General features: G+C 59.8%; 17 protein-coding genes. 16 read left to right on the top strand and 1 reads right to left on the bottom strand.

What is annotated here, in order from left to right:
* The 9 genes from G6L28_RS22085 to G6L28_RS22045 form a co-directional block, all read left to right on the top strand.
* The coding region (locus G6L28_RS22085) for a conjugal transfer protein TrbE (protein WP_174066262.1) at window positions 1-2,404 on the top strand (2,404 nt) is incomplete at its 5' end.
* Window positions 2,376-3,185, top strand: a complete 810-nt coding sequence (gene trbJ, locus G6L28_RS22080) for a P-type conjugative transfer protein TrbJ (RefSeq protein WP_065657562.1) — start codon at window positions 2,376-2,378, stop codon at window positions 3,183-3,185. The genes G6L28_RS22085 and trbJ, both read left to right, overlap by 29 nt.
* Window positions 3,182-3,409: an entry exclusion protein TrbK gene (gene trbK, locus G6L28_RS22075; protein ID WP_065658790.1), complete on the top strand. Its 228-nt coding sequence runs from the start codon at window positions 3,182-3,184 to the stop codon at window positions 3,407-3,409. Before trbJ ends, trbK begins: the two co-directional genes overlap by 4 nt.
* Window positions 3,403-4,593, top strand: a complete 1,191-nt coding sequence (gene trbL, locus G6L28_RS22070) for a P-type conjugative transfer protein TrbL (RefSeq protein WP_065657561.1) — start codon at window positions 3,403-3,405, stop codon at window positions 4,591-4,593. The genes trbK and trbL overlap by 7 nt, the downstream gene beginning before the upstream one ends.
* 14 nt (window positions 4,594-4,607) lie before the next feature.
* On the top strand, window positions 4,608-5,270 hold the full coding sequence (locus G6L28_RS22065) for a conjugal transfer protein TrbF (protein WP_065657560.1): 663 nt from the start codon (window positions 4,608-4,610) through the stop codon (window positions 5,268-5,270).
* A gap of 16 nt (window positions 5,271-5,286) precedes the next feature.
* Complete coding sequence (gene trbG, locus G6L28_RS22060) at window positions 5,287-6,141, top strand: P-type conjugative transfer protein TrbG (RefSeq protein ID WP_065657559.1); 855 nt, start codon at window positions 5,287-5,289, stop codon at window positions 6,139-6,141.
* Window positions 6,141-6,617 (top strand): conjugal transfer protein TrbH, encoded by a 477-nt coding sequence (gene trbH / locus G6L28_RS22055; RefSeq protein WP_065657558.1) that lies wholly within the window; start codon window positions 6,141-6,143, stop codon window positions 6,615-6,617. Before trbG ends, trbH begins: the two co-directional genes overlap by 1 nt.
* Before the next feature lie 11 nt (window positions 6,618-6,628).
* A complete protein-coding gene (gene trbI / locus G6L28_RS22050) occupies window positions 6,629-7,939 on the top strand; it encodes an IncP-type conjugal transfer protein TrbI (protein ID WP_065657557.1) in 1,311 nt (436 codons plus the stop codon).
* A gap of 198 nt (window positions 7,940-8,137) precedes the next feature.
* A complete protein-coding gene (locus tag G6L28_RS22045) occupies window positions 8,138-8,902 on the top strand; it encodes a glutamine amidotransferase (protein WP_065657556.1) in 765 nt (254 codons plus the stop codon).
* A 120-nt stretch (window positions 8,903-9,022) separates the two neighbouring features.
* Here the strand turns inward: G6L28_RS22045 and G6L28_RS22040 are convergent, their stop codons facing one another.
* Window positions 9,023-9,925 (bottom strand): LysR family transcriptional regulator, encoded by a 903-nt coding sequence (locus tag G6L28_RS22040; protein ID WP_065657555.1) that lies wholly within the window; start codon window positions 9,923-9,925, stop codon window positions 9,023-9,025.
* A gap of 108 nt (window positions 9,926-10,033) precedes the next feature.
* Between G6L28_RS22040 and G6L28_RS22035 the strand changes: the two genes are divergently transcribed.
* The 7 genes from G6L28_RS22035 to G6L28_RS22005 all read left to right on the top strand — a co-directional run bounded on the left by G6L28_RS22035 (window position 10,034) and on the right by G6L28_RS22005 (window position 19,240).
* Window positions 10,034-12,115, top strand: coding sequence for a hydantoinase/oxoprolinase family protein (locus G6L28_RS22035; protein WP_233279015.1), 2,082 nt, complete (start codon window positions 10,034-10,036; stop codon window positions 12,113-12,115).
* Window positions 12,115-13,725 carry a hydantoinase B/oxoprolinase family protein gene (locus G6L28_RS22030; protein ID WP_065657554.1) on the top strand — a complete coding sequence of 537 codons (1,611 nt, stop codon included), beginning with the start codon at window positions 12,115-12,117 and terminating at the stop codon, window positions 13,723-13,725. Before G6L28_RS22035 ends, G6L28_RS22030 begins: the two co-directional genes overlap by 1 nt.
* A gap of 22 nt (window positions 13,726-13,747) precedes the next feature.
* On the top strand, window positions 13,748-14,794 hold the full coding sequence (locus G6L28_RS22025; protein ID WP_065657553.1) for an SIS domain-containing protein: 1,047 nt from the start codon (window positions 13,748-13,750) through the stop codon (window positions 14,792-14,794).
* Window positions 14,795-14,917: 123 nt separating this feature from the next.
* Window positions 14,918-15,718, top strand: a complete 801-nt coding sequence (locus G6L28_RS22020; RefSeq protein WP_065657552.1) for a fructoselysine 6-kinase — start codon at window positions 14,918-14,920, stop codon at window positions 15,716-15,718.
* 11 nt (window positions 15,719-15,729) lie between these two features.
* On the top strand, window positions 15,730-17,433 hold the full coding sequence (locus G6L28_RS22015; protein WP_065657551.1) for an ABC transporter ATP-binding protein: 1,704 nt from the start codon (window positions 15,730-15,732) through the stop codon (window positions 17,431-17,433).
* Complete coding sequence (locus tag G6L28_RS22010; protein WP_065657550.1) at window positions 17,430-18,404, top strand: ABC transporter permease; 975 nt, start codon at window positions 17,430-17,432, stop codon at window positions 18,402-18,404. The genes G6L28_RS22015 and G6L28_RS22010 overlap by 4 nt, the downstream gene beginning before the upstream one ends.
* Window positions 18,401-19,240 (top strand): ABC transporter permease, encoded by an 840-nt coding sequence (locus G6L28_RS22005; RefSeq protein WP_174000899.1) that lies wholly within the window; start codon window positions 18,401-18,403, stop codon window positions 19,238-19,240. Before G6L28_RS22010 ends, G6L28_RS22005 begins: the two co-directional genes overlap by 4 nt.
* Window positions 19,241-19,268: the final 28 nt, after the last annotated feature.

Genomic DNA, 19,268 nt, shown 5'->3' with positions numbered 1-19,268 from the left:
TGCTGGTCTGGTCGATAACGGCGTCATCCTGCTGAAGGACGGCTCGCTGATGGCCGGCTGGTACTTTGCCGGCCCTGACAGCGAAAGCTCGACGGACGCTGAGCGCAACGATGTCTCTCGCCAGATCAATGCGATCCTGTCGCGGCTTGGCTCCGGCTGGATGATTCAGGTCGAGGCCGTCCGGGTGCCGACCGCGGATTACCCGCAACGGCCCGACTGCCATTTTCCTGATCTCGTCACCCGCGCTATCGATGCGGAACGACGGGCACATTTCCAGAAGGAAAGAGGGCATTTCGAGAGCCGGCATGCCTTGATCCTGACCTGGCGGCCGCCGGAGCCACGCCGCTCTGGCCTGACCCGCTATATCTATTCGGACACCGCCAGCCGGTCCGCAACTCACGCCGACAAGGCGCTGGACAGCTTTCTCTCCTCAATCCGGGAGGTTGAGCAGTATCTCGCCAATGTCGTATCCATCCGCCGGATGATGACACGCGAGACGTCGGAGCGCGGTGGCTTTCGTGTTGCCCGATATGACGAGCTCTTCCAGTTCATCCGCTTTTGCGTCACCGGTGAGAACCATCCGGTTCGCCTGCCGGAAATCCCCATGTATCTCGACTGGCTGGTGACGGCGGAACTCCAGCACGGGCTGACGCCGCTCATCGAGAATCGCTTTCTTGGCGTCGTCGCGATCGACGGCCTGCCTGCGGAAAGCTGGCCCGGCATTCTCAACGCGCTCGATCTGATGCCGCTGACCTATCGATGGTCGTCGCGTTTCGTCTTCCTCGATGCGGAGCAAGCGCGGGCGAAGCTCGAGCGTACGCGCAAGAAGTGGCAGCAGAAGGTGAGGCCCTTCTTCGACCAGTTGTTTCAAACCCAGTCCCGCTCGCTTGACCAGGACGCAATGCTGATGGTGGCGGAAACCGAGGACGCGATTGCCGAAGCATCGTCGCAGCTCGTGGCCTATGGCTATTACACGCCGGTCATCGTCCTGTTCGAAGAGGACCAGGCCCGGCTTCAGGAAAAGTGCGAAGCGATCCGTCGCTTAATTCAGGCCGAAGGGTTTGGTGCCCGGATCGAGACATTGAATGCGACCGACGCCTTTCTCGGCAGCCTGCCCGGCGTCTCCTACGCGAATATCCGCGAGCCGCTGATCAATACGCGCAATCTCGCCGACCTCATCCCGCTCAATTCGGTCTGGTCCGGAAGCGCGGTCGCACCGTGCCCCTTTTATCCGCCAGCCTCACCGCCACTGATGCAGGTGGCGTCGGGTTCGACCCCGTTCCGCCTCAACCTGCATGTCGACGATGTCGGTCACACGCTGATCTTCGGTCCGACCGGATCCGGCAAATCCACCTTGTTATCGCTAATCGCCGCGCAGTTCCGGCGTTATGCCGGTGCGCAAATCTTCGCCTTCGACAAGGGCGGCTCGATGCTGCCGCTGACGCTCGGGATCGATGGCGATCATTACCAGATCGGCGGCGATGCCTCCGGAGACGGGGAGGGGAGGGTACTTTCCTTCTGCCCGCTGTCCGAACTGTCTACCGACGGCGACCGCGCCTTTGCATCCGAATGGATCGAGATGCTTGTGGCGCTGCAGGGTGTGACGATCACACCGGATTATCGCAACGCCATCTCTCGACAGGTCGGGTTGATGGCGGAATCACGCGGGCGGTCGCTATCGGACTTCGTGTCGGGCGTGCAGATGCGCGAGATTAAGGATGCTCTGCATCACTACACCGTCGATGGCCCAATGGGCCAGCTTCTCGACGGCGAGGAGGACGGTCTGGCGCTGGGCACCTTCCAGTGCTTCGAGATCGAGGAATTGATGAACATGGGCGAGCGCAATCTCGTTCCCGTTCTCACCTATCTGTTCCGCCGTATCGAAAAACGCCTGACCGGTGCGCCCAGCCTGATCATCCTCGATGAGGCCTGGCTGATGCTGGGCCATCCGGTGTTTCGCGACAAGATCCGGGAATGGCTGAAAGTGCTGCGCAAGGCCAACTGCGCCGTGGTGCTCGCCACACAGTCGATCTCGGATGCCGAGCGCTCCGGCATCATCGATGTCCTGAAAGAGTCGTGCCCAACGAAAATCTGCCTGCCGAACGGGGCGGCCCGCGAGCCCGGCACGCGAGAATTCTACGAGCGCATCGGCTTCAACGAGCGGCAGATCGAGATCGTCGCAACCGCCATTCCGAAGCGGGACTATTATGTCGTCTCGCCCGAAGGCCGCCGCCTGTTCGACATGGCGCTCGGACCGGTAGCGCTCTCCTTCGTCGGAGCATCCGGGAAGGAAGACCTGAAACGGATCCGCTCCCTGCATTCCGAACACGGGGCAAATTGGCCTCTTCATTGGCTCCAGCAAAGGGGGATCGCCCATGCCGATAAGCTCTTCCCGGTTGAATAGGATATTGCGCGTCGCACTCAGTGCGGTCGCTACGTTCTCCTGGACTCTCCCTGTTCCCGTCCATGCCGGTGGCGTGACCGGTCAGGCGACCGAATGGACGCAGCTCGCCAACAACGCCGAACTCATCTCGTTGGTCGGCAAATCGGCGGACCAAGTCAACAACCAAATCACGCAGATCTCACAGCTGGCCGAGCAGATCCAGAACCAACTCAAGATCTACCAGAACATGTTGCAGAACACGGCGCAGCTGCCCAACCATATCTGGGGCCAGGTCGAAAGCGACCTGCAGAACCTGCAAAACGTCGTTACCCAGGGGCAGGGCGTCGCCTTCTCGATGGGCAACATCGATGATGTGCTGAAGCAGCGCTTCCAGAGTTTTTCCGAGATGAAGGGTAACCTGCCGGATGGCGCGAGCTTTTCCTCGACCTACCAGACCTGGTCCGACACCAATCGCGACACGATCGCCGGGACGCTGAAGGCCGCGAACCTGACGGCAGAGCAGTTCTCCAGCGAGGAAAGCACGATGTCGTCTCTGCGCTCCATGTCGAAATCATCGGACGGCCAGATGAAGGCGCTGCAGGTCGGCCACCAGATTGCCGCCCAGCAGGTAGCGCAGATGCAAAAGCTTCGCGGTCTCGTTTCCCAGCAGATGACCATGATGGGCACCTGGTTCCAGTCGGAACAGGCGAGACAAGACCTGGCGCAGGCCCGACGTGAACAGTTCTTCGGTGGTAGCGAGCGGGATATCCGCGGTGGACAAACGATGGAGCCTCGGTGGTGAGCCCGCGTCTGATCATAATCCTCGTGGTGGCAGTAATCCTGGCTGCTGGTGGCACCGTGAGCTGGACGCTGATCCAGCCCCAGCCCACCTCGGTATCCGGTTCAGGTGCAGGCGCAACCGGTCCCTCTTCCAATGCACAAAAGCGCCAACATCGCGAACAGTTCTTTGGCGGTGATACCACCCGCGATATTCGCGGCGGCCAGGAGATGAAGCCACGATGGTAGCGGCGCCTCCTTCCCGCAAGTTTGAACTTGCTTTGATAGTGATCGGCGTTGCGCTGATCGCAACCACCCCCGCCCTCGCGCAACAGGGTCAGGTACTGACCACCCTAGAAAACTCCGTCGTCACCGCTGCCAAGGGCTGGGAAACGACCGTGATGAACGCGGCGCGGTCGCTGTTCTGGATCCTCGCCGGGATTGAGGTCGGGATTGCCGCTGTGTGGCTGGCGATCAATGCAGCCTCGCTCGACAGCTGGTTCGCGGAACTCGTCAAGCGCATCATGTTCATCGGTCTCTTCGCCTTTGTCCTCAACGAAGGGCCAGCGTTCGCCAAGGCCGTGGTCGACAGCCTCTATCAGATCGGCGCCGGCGGCGGTTCAGCCTCACCGGCCAATATCTTTGATGCCGGAATCCGCGTTGCGACGAAAATGTCGGAGCTGGCGAAGTTCGGCATCTTCGAGGACAATGCACTGGCGATCGCCGCCGTCTTCGCCATGGTCGTCGTCGTCGTGTCCTTCTCGCTCGTTGCGGCAATCTTCGTCGCCGTCATGGTGGAGATGTATGTCGGTCTGCTTGCCGGCATGATCATGCTCGGGCTTGGCGGCTCATCCTACACCAAGGATTTTGCCGTCAAATATCTGGTCTATGCCTTCTCGGTCGGCATGAAACTGATGGCGCTGGTGATGATCGCCAAGATCGGCTCCGATATTTTGCTCGGTCTTGCCGAAGCGCCGACGGCGACCTCCGAACAGTTCATCACGACGCTTGCCATTGCGGGTATCTCCGTCGTGGTGTTCGTCATCGCCATGTATGTGCCGCCCATCCTGCAAGGCGCAGTCCAGGGCGCATCGGTGGGCGGCGGCATGGAAGCCATTCGTCACGGTGGGCAAGCTGCCTCTGCCGCACTCGGCGCCGGGTTCCTCACGATCGGCGCGGCCAACCGGGGCTTTGAGGCAGCAAGTGCGGCTAGGGCAGGGGGAGCGTCACTGGCAGGTGCCGCCATGCGCGGGTTGGAAGCCGGCATTGGGGGAGCGGCCGGCGCAGTTGGCTCGGCTGCTAAGGACAAGGCCATCGGCTCGCCCGGCGCCTATGCCGGTTCGATGCTCGGCCTCGCCAACGCCAAGCTCGACCAGCAATCCGGCCGGCCCGGTACACCGCCGCCACCACCGCCGATCAATGACAAGAAATAAGAGGCTGACAGCGCATGGCTGGAACCACTCCACCAGACAACCCCTATATCGCTGCGCGCAACGAATGGAACGAACGCTACGGCTCATACGTAAAAGCGGCCGCCGCCTGGCGCATCGTCGGCATCACCGGCATGACCGTGGCCGTCATCGGTTTCGGCTATGCCCTCTATCAGAGCACGCAGGTGAAGCTGATCCCCTATATCGTCGAGGTCGACAAGCTCGGGACAGCCGTCAATGCCGGCTTTCCGCAACAGATCGAATATGCTGATCCGCGCGTGGTGCGCGCCACGCTCGGCAGTTTCGTCTCGAACTTCCGCTCCGTCACGCCCGACGCCGTCGTCCAGAAACAATATATCGACCGGACCTACGGGCTGCTGCGGACATCCGATCCGGCTACCGAAAAAGTCAATGCCTGGTTCCGCTCGAACTCGCCGTTCGAAAAGGCGAAGACCGCGACCGTGGCCATCGAGGTCAACAATATCGTCGCGCTATCGAACCAGAGTTATCAGGTTGACTGGACCGAATTCGAGCGCGATCGGCGAGGCAAGGAAACGGCGACACGCCGCTTCCGCGGCATCGCCACTGTGACGCTGACGCCGCCCCAGGATGAGGGCGTCATCCGTCTCAATCCAATCGGTCTCTATCTCCGCGACTTCGACTGGACAGCACAGCTTTGAAAGGCATGGCCCGAGCATGAATATCAGACACAGAAGACAACGGGCTGCCCTGGCCATCGGCCTCCTGGTTTTGGCGATCGCCCCCTTTACCGTCCTCGGCCCGCTGACTGCGCTTGCCGCAGATGGTGTCACCGCCAACGAGGCGAAAGGCATTGGGCTGTCGACCCAATGGCGCGGGTCGAAAGGCCTGGTCACCAAAGGCGCCGATGGCAAGGTGATCTTTCTTTACGGCGAGATCCAGCCATCGGTCGTCTGCTCACCGTTGCAGGTCTGCGATATCGAACTTCAGGGCGGCGAGGTGGTGCGCGATGTGCTGGTCGGCGATACGGTGCGCTGGAAGGTCGAGACGGCGACCTCGGGTGCTGCCGGTGGTCAGGCGATCCATCTGATCGTCAAACCCTCAGAGCCCGGTCTTGTCACCTCAATGGTGGTGACCACATCCCGGCGGACATATCATATCCAGCTCAAGTCGCATCCAACGCAATATATGGCCCGCGTCGGCTTCGAATATCCCGAGGATGTTTCCTCGAAACTTGCCGACGTCAACGCGCGGCTTGAAGCAAGTACGATCCCCGGCGCCGGGGTACCAGCGGAGCACTTAAGCTTTTCCTATTCCATATCGGGCAGTGTCGGCTGGCGGCCGACACGGGTCTATTCGGACGGATTGAAAACCTACATCCAGTTCCCGCGGTCGATCTCGGGTCAGGACGCGCCGGTTCTCTTTGTCGTTTCCGGCGGCCAGAACCGTATCGTCAACTACCGCATGAAAAACAATGTGATGGTGGTGGATTACAATATCGACCGCGCCGTGCTCGTCTCGGGCGTCGGCTGGAAACAACAAAAGGTGACGATCAGCAGGGGAGGGCGGTGATGAAGATTCTTGCCTTCATTCGACGCCCCCTGAACCGTATACCCGGCCTTGCTGCCGCCTGCATCCTCGCCATCCTCCTTTCCGGGTGCCAATCGATCGACACAGAAGGTCTTGTCACCAGCAACGCGCCGCCCGAAATCTTGAGCCCGGCGGCGAGCGCCATTGCAGGCGACATGGTCAGCCGCCTTGCCGAACAGATCGGGCCGGGCAAGGCAACCGTTGCCCTGAAGGCGGATACCTCACCCTTCGGGCAGGCACTGGAGGCGGCCCTGAAGGGATGGGGCTATGCCGTCGTCACCGACCAGAAGACGGATAGCGGAACGACCGTCGTCCCACTTGCCTATGTGATCATGCCATTCGAGGGCCAAGTGCTGGCGCGCCTTTCGACCAACAGCGTCGAACTCGGCCGCGCTTACACGGTGACGTCGACCGGAGCGACGCCGATGAGCGCGCTTTCGCTGCTGCGGCGCGGGTGAGGGAGAAGATCATGGTGCAATCCCTCAAACTCGGCGGCGCGCAGAACAGTCAGGCGGCATCGGGCATCCGCCGGATCAATCGCCTGCCGATCGTCGTCGTCATCGTGCTGGCACTCGCCTTCCTCGGCATCATCTTTTATGGGCTCGCGTCGCGCGGGCTTTATTTTGGGAAGGATGCCGGCCCGGACACCAGTTCCGGCGATCCCGCCTCGACCTTTGCCGATCAGATCAAGCGCGGCGTCACCGACGGTATTATCGGCGAACCGCAGCAGCAGACGACGTTTCAGCCGACACCTGTCGAGACGAAGCAGGTGGACGAAAACGTCAGCAATCCGCTCACCCCGACGCCGGAGCAGCGGCAGGAACAGCGTCGCGGACAGGAACTGGAGCCGGAGGCGGTTTGGCGGGCGCGTCTCGAGCGCGAGCAACAGGAGCAATATCTCAGGGAGAGACAGCGCCAGCGCATGGCAAGGCTCCAGGCGAACGATGCTGCCTATGACGCGCCGCTCACCATCGATCGCGGCAAGCTGGAGGCACGTACGGCAACAGACGATACTTCGGCCGCCAATACATCGACTGCGATCTCGACGACGGCAGGCGCTTCCGATCTCTATGCCGCCGCCTTGCGTGCCGGCCTCGGCGGCCAGAACATTGATCCCAATGGGCAGAAGAGCAAGGAGGATTTCTTCAACACGGACCTCAAGGACCTCGGCTATCTGCCGAACCGTGTTGTCCCGCAGCAGTCACTCTATGAGCTCAAACGGGGCTCGGTTATCCCGGCGACCTTGATTACTGGTATTAATTCCGACCTGCCCGGCCGCATCACTGCTCAGGTCAGCCAGAACGTCTATGACAGCGCGACCGGACATCGCCTGCTGATCCCGCAGGGCACGAAGCTATTCGGCCGCTACGACAGCAAGGTCTCGTTTGGCCAGAGCCGCATTCTCGTCGTTTGGTCCGATATTATCTTCCCTGATGGATCGACACTGCAGATCGGCGGCATGGCAGGGACCGATGCTGAAGGCTATGGCGGCTTCAAGGACAAGGTGAACAATCACTATCTGAAAACCTTCGGCTCGGCGGTGATGATTGCGCTGATCGGGACCGGGATCGACATGTCCGTGCCACAGAGTTCGACGCTCGCAACGCAAGACACGGCGTCAGATGCAGCGAGGCGGAATTTCGCGGAGACCTTCGGGCGGGTTGCTGATCGGACCATACAGAAAAACATGGATGTGCAGCCGACACTGGAAATCCGGCCTGGCTACAAATTCAATGTCCTTGTCGATCAGGATATCGTGTTTCCAGGAGCATATCGGTAGTTGGTGTGGGCATCGTCTTCGGGGTCTAGATCGCCGTCAAGCCTCGCCTGACAACCAGACGGTGATCCCGCGTGCGATCATGTTGCAGTCAACAAAGATTCTTGACACCTTCACCCGAATCTGAGACCGCTCTCAGAACAATTCAAATCTTCACTTGGGCAGCATCCCGCGCCCTTTCCAGTTAAGGATAACCTCCTCATGAAGCCAGTGTTGCTTGCCGGCGAATCATTCCACACAACCTTTCTTTCATCGAAAGGGCTGGAAGTGCGAGCCTCCGCCCGCTATTCGAACGGCGCGGTGAGGTTTGTCGAAGCCCTCACGAACAACGGAATAACGGTTGTTCAAATCGGAGGAGAACGCTGCGAAGCGGAGTTCCCGAAAACTTTCTCTGAGCTCGAAAAATATGCCGCCGTTATAATTTCCGATGTTGGGGCGCTTTCGCTGCTATACACTCCCGAAACACGCATCGGCAAAAGATCGGTCAATCGCCTGGAACTGCTCCGCGAGTGGGCTGCGCGTGGTGGCGGCCTAATGATGGCTGGAGGATACACCTCCTATCAAGGCATCGACGGCTCGGCTATGTTTCACGGTACCCCGATTGAAGAGGCTCTTCCCGTTACGCTCCACGCCGGCCCTGACGGACTGGAGGCGCCAGAAGGTCTCGACCCGATTATTGAGAAAGGCGAACACCCGATTCTTTCCGGGGTACCAGCAAGCATTCCCTATGTTCTCGGGCTCAACCGCGTTCAGCTTCGGTCGGATGATGGCTCGATAAATTTGGTCCATTGCGAAAGCCGTGGGCAGAAACTTCCGCTGCTGTCGGTCCGCCAATATGAATCAGGAAGAACACTGGCTTGGACGACCGACATTGCACCGCATTGGCTTTCCGATGAATTCATGCGTTGGGACGGTTACGACGCGCTGATGGTCAACATGGTTCGTTGGCTCGCGCAGGAGATTTAGACTGGGCGGCAAAAATGATGGGCAGGCAGTAACAGGTTTCTCTGCCGACTACGCCAGTGGGGCTCATGAATGCTGCATGAGGCGGCGGGGCTATTCTGTTTGAGAATAGAGCTGCCTGGTTCAGCCGGGATCCTGTTCCAGCACTTCCTTTAACATTCCAACGAAGGTTTGCGCTGCCAGCGAGAGAGGCCGGCGCTTGGGGATAATCATGCCGACTGAGACTGGAATGCGCGGCTCGAACTGACGCACCACGATATGGTCCAGCTCGTTGGCATCCCACACAGAGAAATGATCAACGAGGGCCACGCCCCGGCCACGCTCCACAAGGCGGCGAATGAGCTGGCTCTGGTTCGAGATCAGGGTATTTGATGGCTTGACGCCCTCGTCGGACAGAGAGCGGAAGATCGCTGCGCCGAACGGTACCGACCGTGGGTACGTCACAAATGGCTGGTCGGCAATGTCGCTCGACAGAACGATCCGGTGTTTCGCAAGCGGATGGTCCGGCGGCATGATGCAGACCATGGATGAGGTTTTAAGCGTCTGAGTCATCAAGTCGGATTCGTGCTCGGGATGGTGTACCAGACCGAAATCGTAATTCCCGCGACTGACATAGGTGTGGATCTTGTCGGAATCGAGCAGGTCCACCTGTACCTGAATTCCAGGATAGAGATCGTTGAAACGCTCGATCGCCATGGGGATGAGGGCGGTGCTGAAAGCCGACAAAATACCTATGTTGACATAGCCCTGCGTCATCGCCGTCAGATCAAGCGACAGGTTTTCGAACACGGTCAGCTCGTCCATGAGACGTGCTGCGTGTGAAAAAAGCAGTTCCGCCTCGGGAGTGGGTCGAAGCCGTCCAGCGCTCCGCTCGAAAAGTCGTACACCCGCGAAATCCTCAAGCTGTTTCAGCGACTTGCTGGCGTTGGGCTGGGTGGTATGAAGTACGAGCGCCGCCTCCGTCACCGAGCCGGTTTTCATGAAGGCGGCAAGAGTGTCGAGATGTCTGAGTTTGATCCGTCTCATATCGCTCTCCTCGCATATTCCATTTTGGAATGGAAAGCTTGAATAATTGAATTTTACTAGATGCGATAGGTGTTTTTAGATCGTGGTCATGAGAGGCAAGGCAGCGGCATGAAGCCAAGGCCACAGCGCAAAGACCAGAGCATCATGGGCAATATCAGGGTCGGCATTGATGTCGGCGGAACCTTCACAGACTTTACGGTCCTCGACGACGAAACGGGCGGCATGCGTCACTTCAAAGTGTCCTCGACACCGCATGATCCGTCGGAAGCGATCGAGATCGGCATTACCGGTTTCGGCAAACGTGGGCTTCAATCGTCCGACGTGGTGCATTTCGGTCATGGCACCACGGTCGCGACAAACATGGTTATCGAGCGTCGCGGCGGCAAAACCGGCCTGTTGACAACCGAAGGTTTTCGCGACGTGCTTGAGATCGGCCGCCAGACCCGCCCGGACCTTTTCGACATGAGCGTTCGCAAGCCCGATCCGCTGGTCGTGCGCCCGCTGCGTCTTGAAGTCGCCGAACGTCTCGGTCCTGCCGGCGAGGTCATCGTGCCCCTTGACGATGCCGGTGTTGAAGCGGCCGCCAAACGGTTCAAGGAAGAGGGCGTAGAGGCGGTCGCGATCGGCTTCCTCCACTCTTACCGCAACCCAGCTCACGAACAACGCGCCGCCGAGATCATTCGCCAGCACCTTCCGGATGTCTTCATCTCTCTTTCAAGCGATGTTCTGCCGGAGTTCCGGGAGTATGAGCGCATCTCCACCACGGTCATGAACGCTTATCTCATGCCGCGCATGGACGGCTATCTCGAACGGTTCATGGCCCGGTCGCGCAAGGCGGGCGTGAAAGCCAAGCCTTATACCATCCATTCCAACGGTGGCCTGATGTCCACCGAGACTGCCCGCAATTATCCGGTCCGTACCTGCCTTTCCGGTCCGGCCGCGGGCGTCGTCGGTGCATCGCTGGTGGGCAAGGCAGCCTCATTCCCCAACATCATCACCTATGACGTCGGCGGCACCTCGACCGACGTCGCGCTGATCGCCAATGGCAAGCCGGCCTATTCCACCGACCGCGATGTTGCTGGTTACTCTATCCGCTGCCCGATGGTCGACGTGCATGTGATCGGCGCTGGCGGCGGCTCGATCGCCTGGCTCGATGATGCCGGCGGCCTGAAAGTCGGCCCGCAGAGCGCGGCTGCCGTGCCGGGACCTGCCGCATATGGTAAGGGGGGCACGGACGCGACGATCTCGGATGCCAATATCGTCCTGCAGCGGCTCAACCCAGTCGCACTTCTCGACGGTGCCATGCCGGTCGATCGCGAGGCGGCTCTCAGGGCCATCGGTGCAGTCGCAACGCAGATCGGGCGGTCGGTCGAGGACACGGCCTGGGGCATCATCCGCATCGCGGTCGCCAATATGGCCCGCGCGATCCGCGCGGTTTCGATGGATAAGGGGCATGACCTCAAATCCTTCGCGCTGATGGCATTCGGCGGTGCTGGCCCGCTCCATTCCTCACTCGTGGCCGCGGAAACTGGCCTGAAAACCGTCATCATCCCGGAATCTCCCGGCACGATGTGCGCCCGCGGCGTGCTTCTGTCGGATGTAACGCGCGACTTCGTCTCGACGCAGATCAAGTGGGCACAGGGCGAGGCTTGGCTCGATATCGCATCGGCTCTCCAGGGCCTGGAGCTGCAGGCGAAAGAATGGCTGGAAGCAGAAACCATCCCTGACGAGAAGCGTGCGCTCCAGCATATTGCCGAAGCCCGTTATGCTGGACAGAACCACGAAATCCGCGTCGAGGGCATTCTGTCCACTGCGGAAGATTTCACCACTCGTTTCGCCGAAGCCCATCGTGTCGTTTATGGGTACGCGCTGGAAAACCATCCGGTAGAGATCGTCAACCTGCGCGTCCAGGCGATTGGCCATGCCGGCCGGCCGCTCCAGACAGTCGACGGCGCCGCAGGCTCCATGAAGGACGCCATCGTCGGTGAGCGCGAGGTCTATATCGATCCGCAGGCGGGATGGCAGACTGTGCCGGTCTATAAACGTCCGGCCATGCCGCAGGGCGAGACTTTCACAGGTCCGGCGATCGTCGAGGAACTCACCTCCACGACCTACATCCTCCCAGGCCAGTCCGGCGTCGTCGATGCCTATGGCAACATCATTCTTAGCTTTGTGAAGGACCGTGCGTGATGCAGCAGCACGTCAAACCACCGCGCGAATTCGACACCATCGAAATGGAGGTCTACTCCAATCGGTTCATGTCGATTACGGATGAAATGGGCTTGAGCCTCGTGCGCTCATCCTTCTCGACCAATATCAAGGAGCGCAAGGACTGCTCCGTCGGCCTCTTCGACGGCCGTGGCCGCCTCATCGTCCAGGCCTCGCATATCCCGGTGCATCTGGGCTCCCTGCAGGGAGGCGTCGCGGCGGTTCTCGAAAACTACAGGCTCGAGGATATCAAGCCGGGTGACGCATTCATCTGCAACGACCCCTATCTTGCCGGTGGTTCGCACACGCCGGATATCTCGATCCTGACACCCGTCTTCTACCAAGGCCGGCTCTGCTTCTTCGCCGCCAATCTCGGCCACCATTCGGATGTCGGCGGCGGTGTTCCGGGCTCCTGCGATCCGAGCCAGACGAGCATCTTCGCTGAGGGCATCCGTATTCCGGTGCTGAAAATCGCTCGTGAGGGCGTGTTGGACGAGCAGATCGTCAGGTTGATCAGCACCAACAGCCGCGACCCGCTGGAGCGCATTCTGGACCTGAAGGTACAGATCGCCACCAACGAGATCGGCGAGCGCAAGTTAGTAGCGCTCGCCGATCAGTTCGGCATTGCCACGATCGAGAAAGCGATCGACGATCTGATCGCTTATTCGGAAAGCCGCCTGCGCAAGCGAATCCAGGAAATGCCGGATGGGATCTATACCGGTGAGGCGTTCATCGACGGCGACGGGGTCGGTTTCGATCCCTGCCGCATCCAGGTTGCCATCAAGGTGGAAGGCGACGGCATCACCTTCGATTTCACCGACACGGACGTTCAGGCGCGGGGCGCGGTCAACATCCCGAAGACCGCCCTCGACGCCACCTGCTACTACACGATCAAGGCGTTGCTCGATCCGTCTCTGCCGCCGAACGAAGGCATGGCCCTTCCGGTCTCGATCATCGCGGAAGAGGGCACTCTGGTTCGCCCGAAATTCCCGGCCGCGGTCGGCATCCGCTCGACGAGCTGCCAGCGTGTCGTGCGCGCCATCTTCCAGGCATTCGCCGATGTCCTGCCGAAGGAAAAGGTCTTTGCCTCTTCCGCCGACATGAACGCGACGATGATCTTTTTTGGTCCGCACAAGACACGCGAAGGCAACTTCGTATATCTCGAAACTGTCGGCGGTGGTGCCGGTGCCAGCCTCGAGCACGACGGCATGAACGGCATTCAGGTCCACATTACAAACACTTCCAACCTGCCTGCCGAAGCGCTCGAAATCGAATATCCACTGATGGTCCGTCGCTACGCGCTTGCCACCGGCTCCGGCGGCGAAGGTCAGCAAACCGGCGGCATGGGCATCGTCCGGGAAGTGGTCGCCATGACCGACGGCGTGCGGGCAAACGCGTCCTGCGAAGGTCTTCGCACCCCCGCGGACGGCGTGTTCGGCGGCGGCCAGGGAGAGGTCGCTCGGCTGAAGTTCGCGACGGCCGATGGCGCCGTCAAGGAATACGACATCTCGATCACCAACATCCTCATGAACCGCGGGGACAGCCTGTTCCTGCAGACACCGGGCGGCGGCGGCTTCGGCAGCGCGTCCTGAATTCACACGGAGAATGAACATTATGGCTCTCGAAAACCTGACGCCGAGCGACGAACAGATCAAGTCCGCTCCCAACCCGAATTACTTGGAAGGGGACTATCTGAAGGGCGTCCTTGAAATGGCGTTCCGGGATGGCAATCCGGTCGCGGAAAAGCTGGTGAAGGACGTTTTTTCCGCGCGCCAGATCGAATCCGTTTATCTTGTAGGCTCAGGCGGTTCGAACTCCTACATCGAACCGGTCAAATACATCCTCGACAAGTATTGCGACCTGCGCATCGAGCGCATCAACTCCACCGAGCTCGAAACGCGCCGTCCCAAGCCTGTCAATGAGACGGCGGTGGTGCTGATCACCTCGCATAACGGCGAAACCGAAGACGCGCTGGTTGCCGCACGCTGGGCGAAGACGACAGGCGCAGTCACGGTCGCGCTGACTTCGGGAACCGAAAGCGGATTGGCCAAGATTTGCGATTATCTGCTGCCCTACAGCAAGGAACTGCCGGGCATGCCGAAGACGCTGGTGGCATATCTCTTCGCCGCGCATCTACTTCAGCATCTCGGCAATCCGGTCGGCGCGCAGCTCGTCCGCGATCTCGAAGCGATGCCTGCCAGGCTGCACGAAATCAAGGATGCCGAGCGCGAGCGCGGCATGGAACTCGCCCGCCGTTACAAGGACGAGAACATCTACTACGTGCTATCCAGCGGCATTCTTTCGGCGCTCAATTACCAGTATTCGATCTGTATCTTTAACGAGATGCTGTGGCTCGATGCTTCCGACATCCATTCGGGCGAATTCCGTCATGGCCCCTACGAGGTGGCGGATGCCGACATGGCCTACGTCTTCCTGATGGACAATGGCGAGAACCGCAAGATCGACCAGCGAGCGTTGAAATTCACTCGCCGCGTGACCGACAAGATCATCACGTTCGATGCCGGCCGCTACGAAGACGTTTCGCCGCTCCTCTCGCCTTTCGTGATCGGCGTCACCTGGTACTGGTTTGCCCACACGCTTTCGGTGCTGCGCGAGCATCCGCTCAGCGTTCGTCGCTACATGTGGAAAGTCGATTACTGATGACGAAGATGTCCGTCCATGTCGTGCTCGATCCCGATGCGAGAATCCGCATCAGTAAAGCAATGCATCGGCGGACGTCTCATCCAAATCAAACCGCATGACAGAAAAGGCGGTCGGGGAAAGATGAAAGAAGAGAAAAAATATTCAAGCCTCAAGGTCCTCGGGCTCGGCGCCGAAGCGGCTTTTCTTGGAACGTTCGGCACGGACGCCGCCGGAAGGCATGTTCGCGCCACACTTCAAGGCCTTGCGATACAGACGTCATTCTGCCGGATTGTCGAACGTGAGAACGGGCATGCGGACGTCCACGTCGTTGACGGAAATCGTGAATTCATTTTCTCAAACAAGGGCGGTGTCGCGCGTGAAAACCCTTTCACGCCGTGTGATACTGACCTCAACTATGTGTCCCATTTCGACCTCGTGCATACGAGCTGTTACAGCTACCTGAATGCACATCTCGGAGCATTGAATGGCGCCAGCGCTCTGCTCTCGTATGACTTTTCCTATCGCTGGCAGGTGGATGAGCTGATCGGCACCTTGACGCCGCATCTCGATTTTGCAGCAATCTCTGCCGGCGATGTAGGCCGCGAACGCGGAATTGCAGCTCTTCGCGAAGCCGTTTCCAACGGATGCAGCCTAGCCTTGGCTACCTTCGGGCCGGACGGCGCCACGGCCTACAATGGCGAGGCATTCGTTTCGGTTCTGCCAAAGCCTGCCGCTATCGTTGATACACTTGGCGCTGGCGACGCCTTCATCACGGCAACACTTCTTTCTTTACTCGCGTCCGGCTGGACGCGAGGCGTCCGACCTTCTGCGGATGCCATCTCGATTGCGATGAACAAAGGCAGCCAGTTTGCAGCCGAGATCTGCGGGATCGAGGGAGCATTCGGTCATGCCGCTCCCATCGCAACCAACGAACACGTGTGAGAGGAGGTCGGATGCTCGAAGTCAAGAACCTCTCAATCGCTTTCAAGACCGGTACGGGGCTGAGGTCGGCCGTACGCAATATGGATTTCACCATCCGACCGGGCGAAATCCTCGGCCTGGTGGGCGAGAGCGGCAGCGGAAAGACCATCACATCGCTCGCAGTCATGGGCCTTCTGCCACCGAACGCGGCGGTCACCGGTGGCGAGGTTCTGGTCGACGGCGTCGATATCCTGAAACTGTCGTCGGCAGAGCTGCGCAGGCTGCGTGGCAGCCATATTGCTATGATCTTCCAGGATCCAATAGCGTCGCTCGATCCGATCTTCACCTGCGGCGACCAAATCGTTGAGGCGATTCTTTTGCATGAGCCGATCGGTCGCGGGAATGCGCGCCGCAAGGCCCGCGAACTTCTGGAAAAAGTGCTGATCCCCGATCCCGATCGCGCCATGCGCTCCTATCCTCACGAGCTGTCCGGCGGTCAGTGCCAGCGCATCATGATCGCGATGGCTGTCGCTTGCCGGCCACACATCATTATCGCCGACGAGCCGACAACAGCGCTCGACGTAACGGTCCAAAAGCAGGTGCTCGAACTACTTCGCGAATTGAATGCAGATGTAGGCGCTGCCATCCTGTTGATCACGCATGATCTCGGTGTCATCTACGAAGTGGCTGACCGTGTCGTCGTCATGTATGCAGGCGACAAGATGGAGGAGGCGACGACCGCCGATCTCTTCTCCAGGCCTCAAAGCGACTATTCCCGGGCGCTGATCGATTCTATGCCGTCGCTTGGTGGCGATGCCGAACGGCTGCCAGTGATCGAGCGCGACTCAACGGGCAAGGCGCGCAGTGTCCGGCCGGAACCGCGTCGCCGTCCTGCATCTTCTGGACCAATCCCGATCGAGGCTGACCGCCCCCTTCTTGAAATCCGTGATCTCTGCAAGTCCTATTGGCTGAAACCTTCGCCTCTTGCCATGCCCGTCGAGATGCGTGCCGTCGATCGAGTGAGCCTATCGGTCGCGCCGCGAACGACGCTTGGCCTCGTCGGGGAATCCGGCTGCGGAAAGAGCACACTCTCCCGCGCCGTTATCCGGCTCTTTAAGCCTGATTCCGGGAAGATCCTGTTCAAGGGAAAAGACATAGCAGGGCTTTCTGACAGGGACATGCTGCCGTTCCGGCGCGAGATCGCCATGGTATTCCAGAACCCGTACGGTTCGCTTAACCCGCGCCAGACGGTCGCCCAATTGGTGGAGGCGCCAATGGTGATATTCGCCAACGGTGATGCGTCGGAGCGTCAAGCGCGAGTTCGGACGTTGCTCGAAGCCGTTGGCTTGCCTGCAACCGCTGCTCAAAAGTACCCCCATGAATTCTCTGGCGGCCAGCGGCAGAGAATTGCCATCGCGCGTGCGCTTGCTCTCAACCCATCGCTCGTAATCTGCGACGAAGCTGTCTCCGCGCTCGACGTATCCGTCCAGGCCCAGGTGCTCAATCTCCTCAAAGATCTGCAGGCAGAATTCGACCTGACCTATCTCTTCATCTCCCACGATCTTTCTGTCGTGAAATATGTCAGCGATACAGTCGCGGTGATGCGGAAAGGCAGGATCGTCGAATCCGGCGAGACGTCCGCAGTCTTCAGTGATCCCCAGGATGCCTACACCCGCATGTTGCTCGAGGCCGTACCAACTGTCGGTTCGACACTCGGTGGAAAGGAGGGCGCATGAGTGCCTCGGTCGGAGCTCTGCTCCTGGTCGCACGAAAGTTGCTGACGGCTTTCATTCAGCTTCTTGTCGTCGCCACCCTCATTTTCTCCGTCATGTACATCATGCCCGGCGACCCTGTGCTCCTGCTGCTCGGCGCTGATAGCAACCCGTCGCCAGAGGCGATCGCCTCGATGCGAGCTCAGCTTGGCCTCGACCAGCCGGTCATATCGCAGTATTTCGTTTGGCTGCGGAATGCGCTGCATCTCGATTTCGGCAAATCGCTGACAAATGGATATCCGGTCGCCAACTATGTGATGCAGAATCTGCCGCGCACGCTGGAACTCGCCTTCGCGGCGATCATCATTGCAGCGCTAATCGGCGTTCCAATTGGCATTGCAGCAGCCCTGAAGCGCGGAAGCACGCGCGACACGGTGCTGACTTCGATCGCAACGATCGGCATTTCGGTGCCCGTTTACATCGTTGGCACGCTTCTGGTGTTGTTCTTCAGCGTCAAGCTCGGCTGGCTTCCGGCTAGCGGTTACACGGATATCTCGCGAAACGTACTTGAACATTTTCGTAAGTTGGCCTTGCCGGCCTTCGCCCTGGGCTTTGGCCTCGCCGCGTCGATTGCCCGTATGACGCGTTCTTCGGTGCTGGAAATTCTCGGCCGCGACTTCGTGCGAGCGTTGCGCGCCAAGGGCATGCCGGAGCGGCGGATCATCTGGCAGCACGTTTTGCGAAATGCAGCGATTCCGATCGTCACGATCATCGGCCTGCAGCTCGGCAACCTGATGGGCGGAACGGTTCTTGTCGAGGCCATGTTCAATTGGCCGGGGCTGAGCACGCTTCTTGTTGGAGCGGTGTCGGCCCGCAACTATCCGCTTGTTCAGGGTTCGATGCTCGCCATCGCCGCTGCCTTCATACTGATCAACCTGATCGTGGAACTGCTCTACAGTTTGCTCGATCCCCGCATACGGAGGAAAAGCTCTTGATCCCCGAGGTAATTCTCCGCGCCACCCGCAGCGAGCCGGCCTTCCTTGCCAGTATTCTGCTTCTCGTTGTTGTCATGTTCATTGGCATCTTCGGCAACTGGCTTGCGCCGCAAGACCCGTTCCTTCTCAATCCAGAGAGCGTCAATCAAGGCAGTTCGGTGGCTCATTGGTTGGGCACCGACGAATTTGGCCGCGATCTCTTGAGCCGCCTTCTCATCGGTGTCCAACCGACGCTGATGGTCGCGCTTGGCGCTACGTTGATCGCCGGATTTTTTGGGACCTTCATCGGCATCGCTGGCGCTTATGGCCGGCCCCTGACCGCCTTTCTGATCATGCGCGGCGTCGATATCATGCTGAGCTTTCCGCCGATCCTGCTCGCGCTGCTTGCGGTCGGTTTCTGGAAAAGCGGCGTCCTGAGCCTCGCCGTGGTGATCGGTGTCCTCTACATTCCACATTTCGCCCGCGTTGCACATGCCGCAACCCTCCAGGTCTCACGGATGGCGTTCATGGAGGCGGAGCACGCGATGGGCGCCTCCACCCGGCGGGTAGTCTTGACCGCGATCTTGCCAAACATCCTGTCTCCGTTGGTCGTGCAGGCAACTTTGACCGTAGCAGCCGCCATCCTGTTGGAATCCGGCCTAAGCTTCCTCGGCCTTGGCATCGTGCCTCCTGAGCCCTCCTGGGGCCAGATGATTGGGACGGCGCGCGGTTACCTTAGCCAGAACCCGATGTACGTCATCTGGCCTTCCCTTCTTCTCGCAATGACGGTTCTCGCCATCAATGTGGTCGGCGACCGGCTGCGCGACATTCTCGATCCACGACTCAGGGAGGAGTAACGGACATGGAAATCTCGCATCAACCAAG

Source organism: Agrobacterium larrymoorei (assembly GCF_013322225.1).
GTDB classification, from domain to species: domain Bacteria; phylum Pseudomonadota; class Alphaproteobacteria; order Rhizobiales; family Rhizobiaceae; genus Agrobacterium; species Agrobacterium larrymoorei_A.
This window is presented reverse-complemented; position numbering and strand designations above follow the sequence as displayed.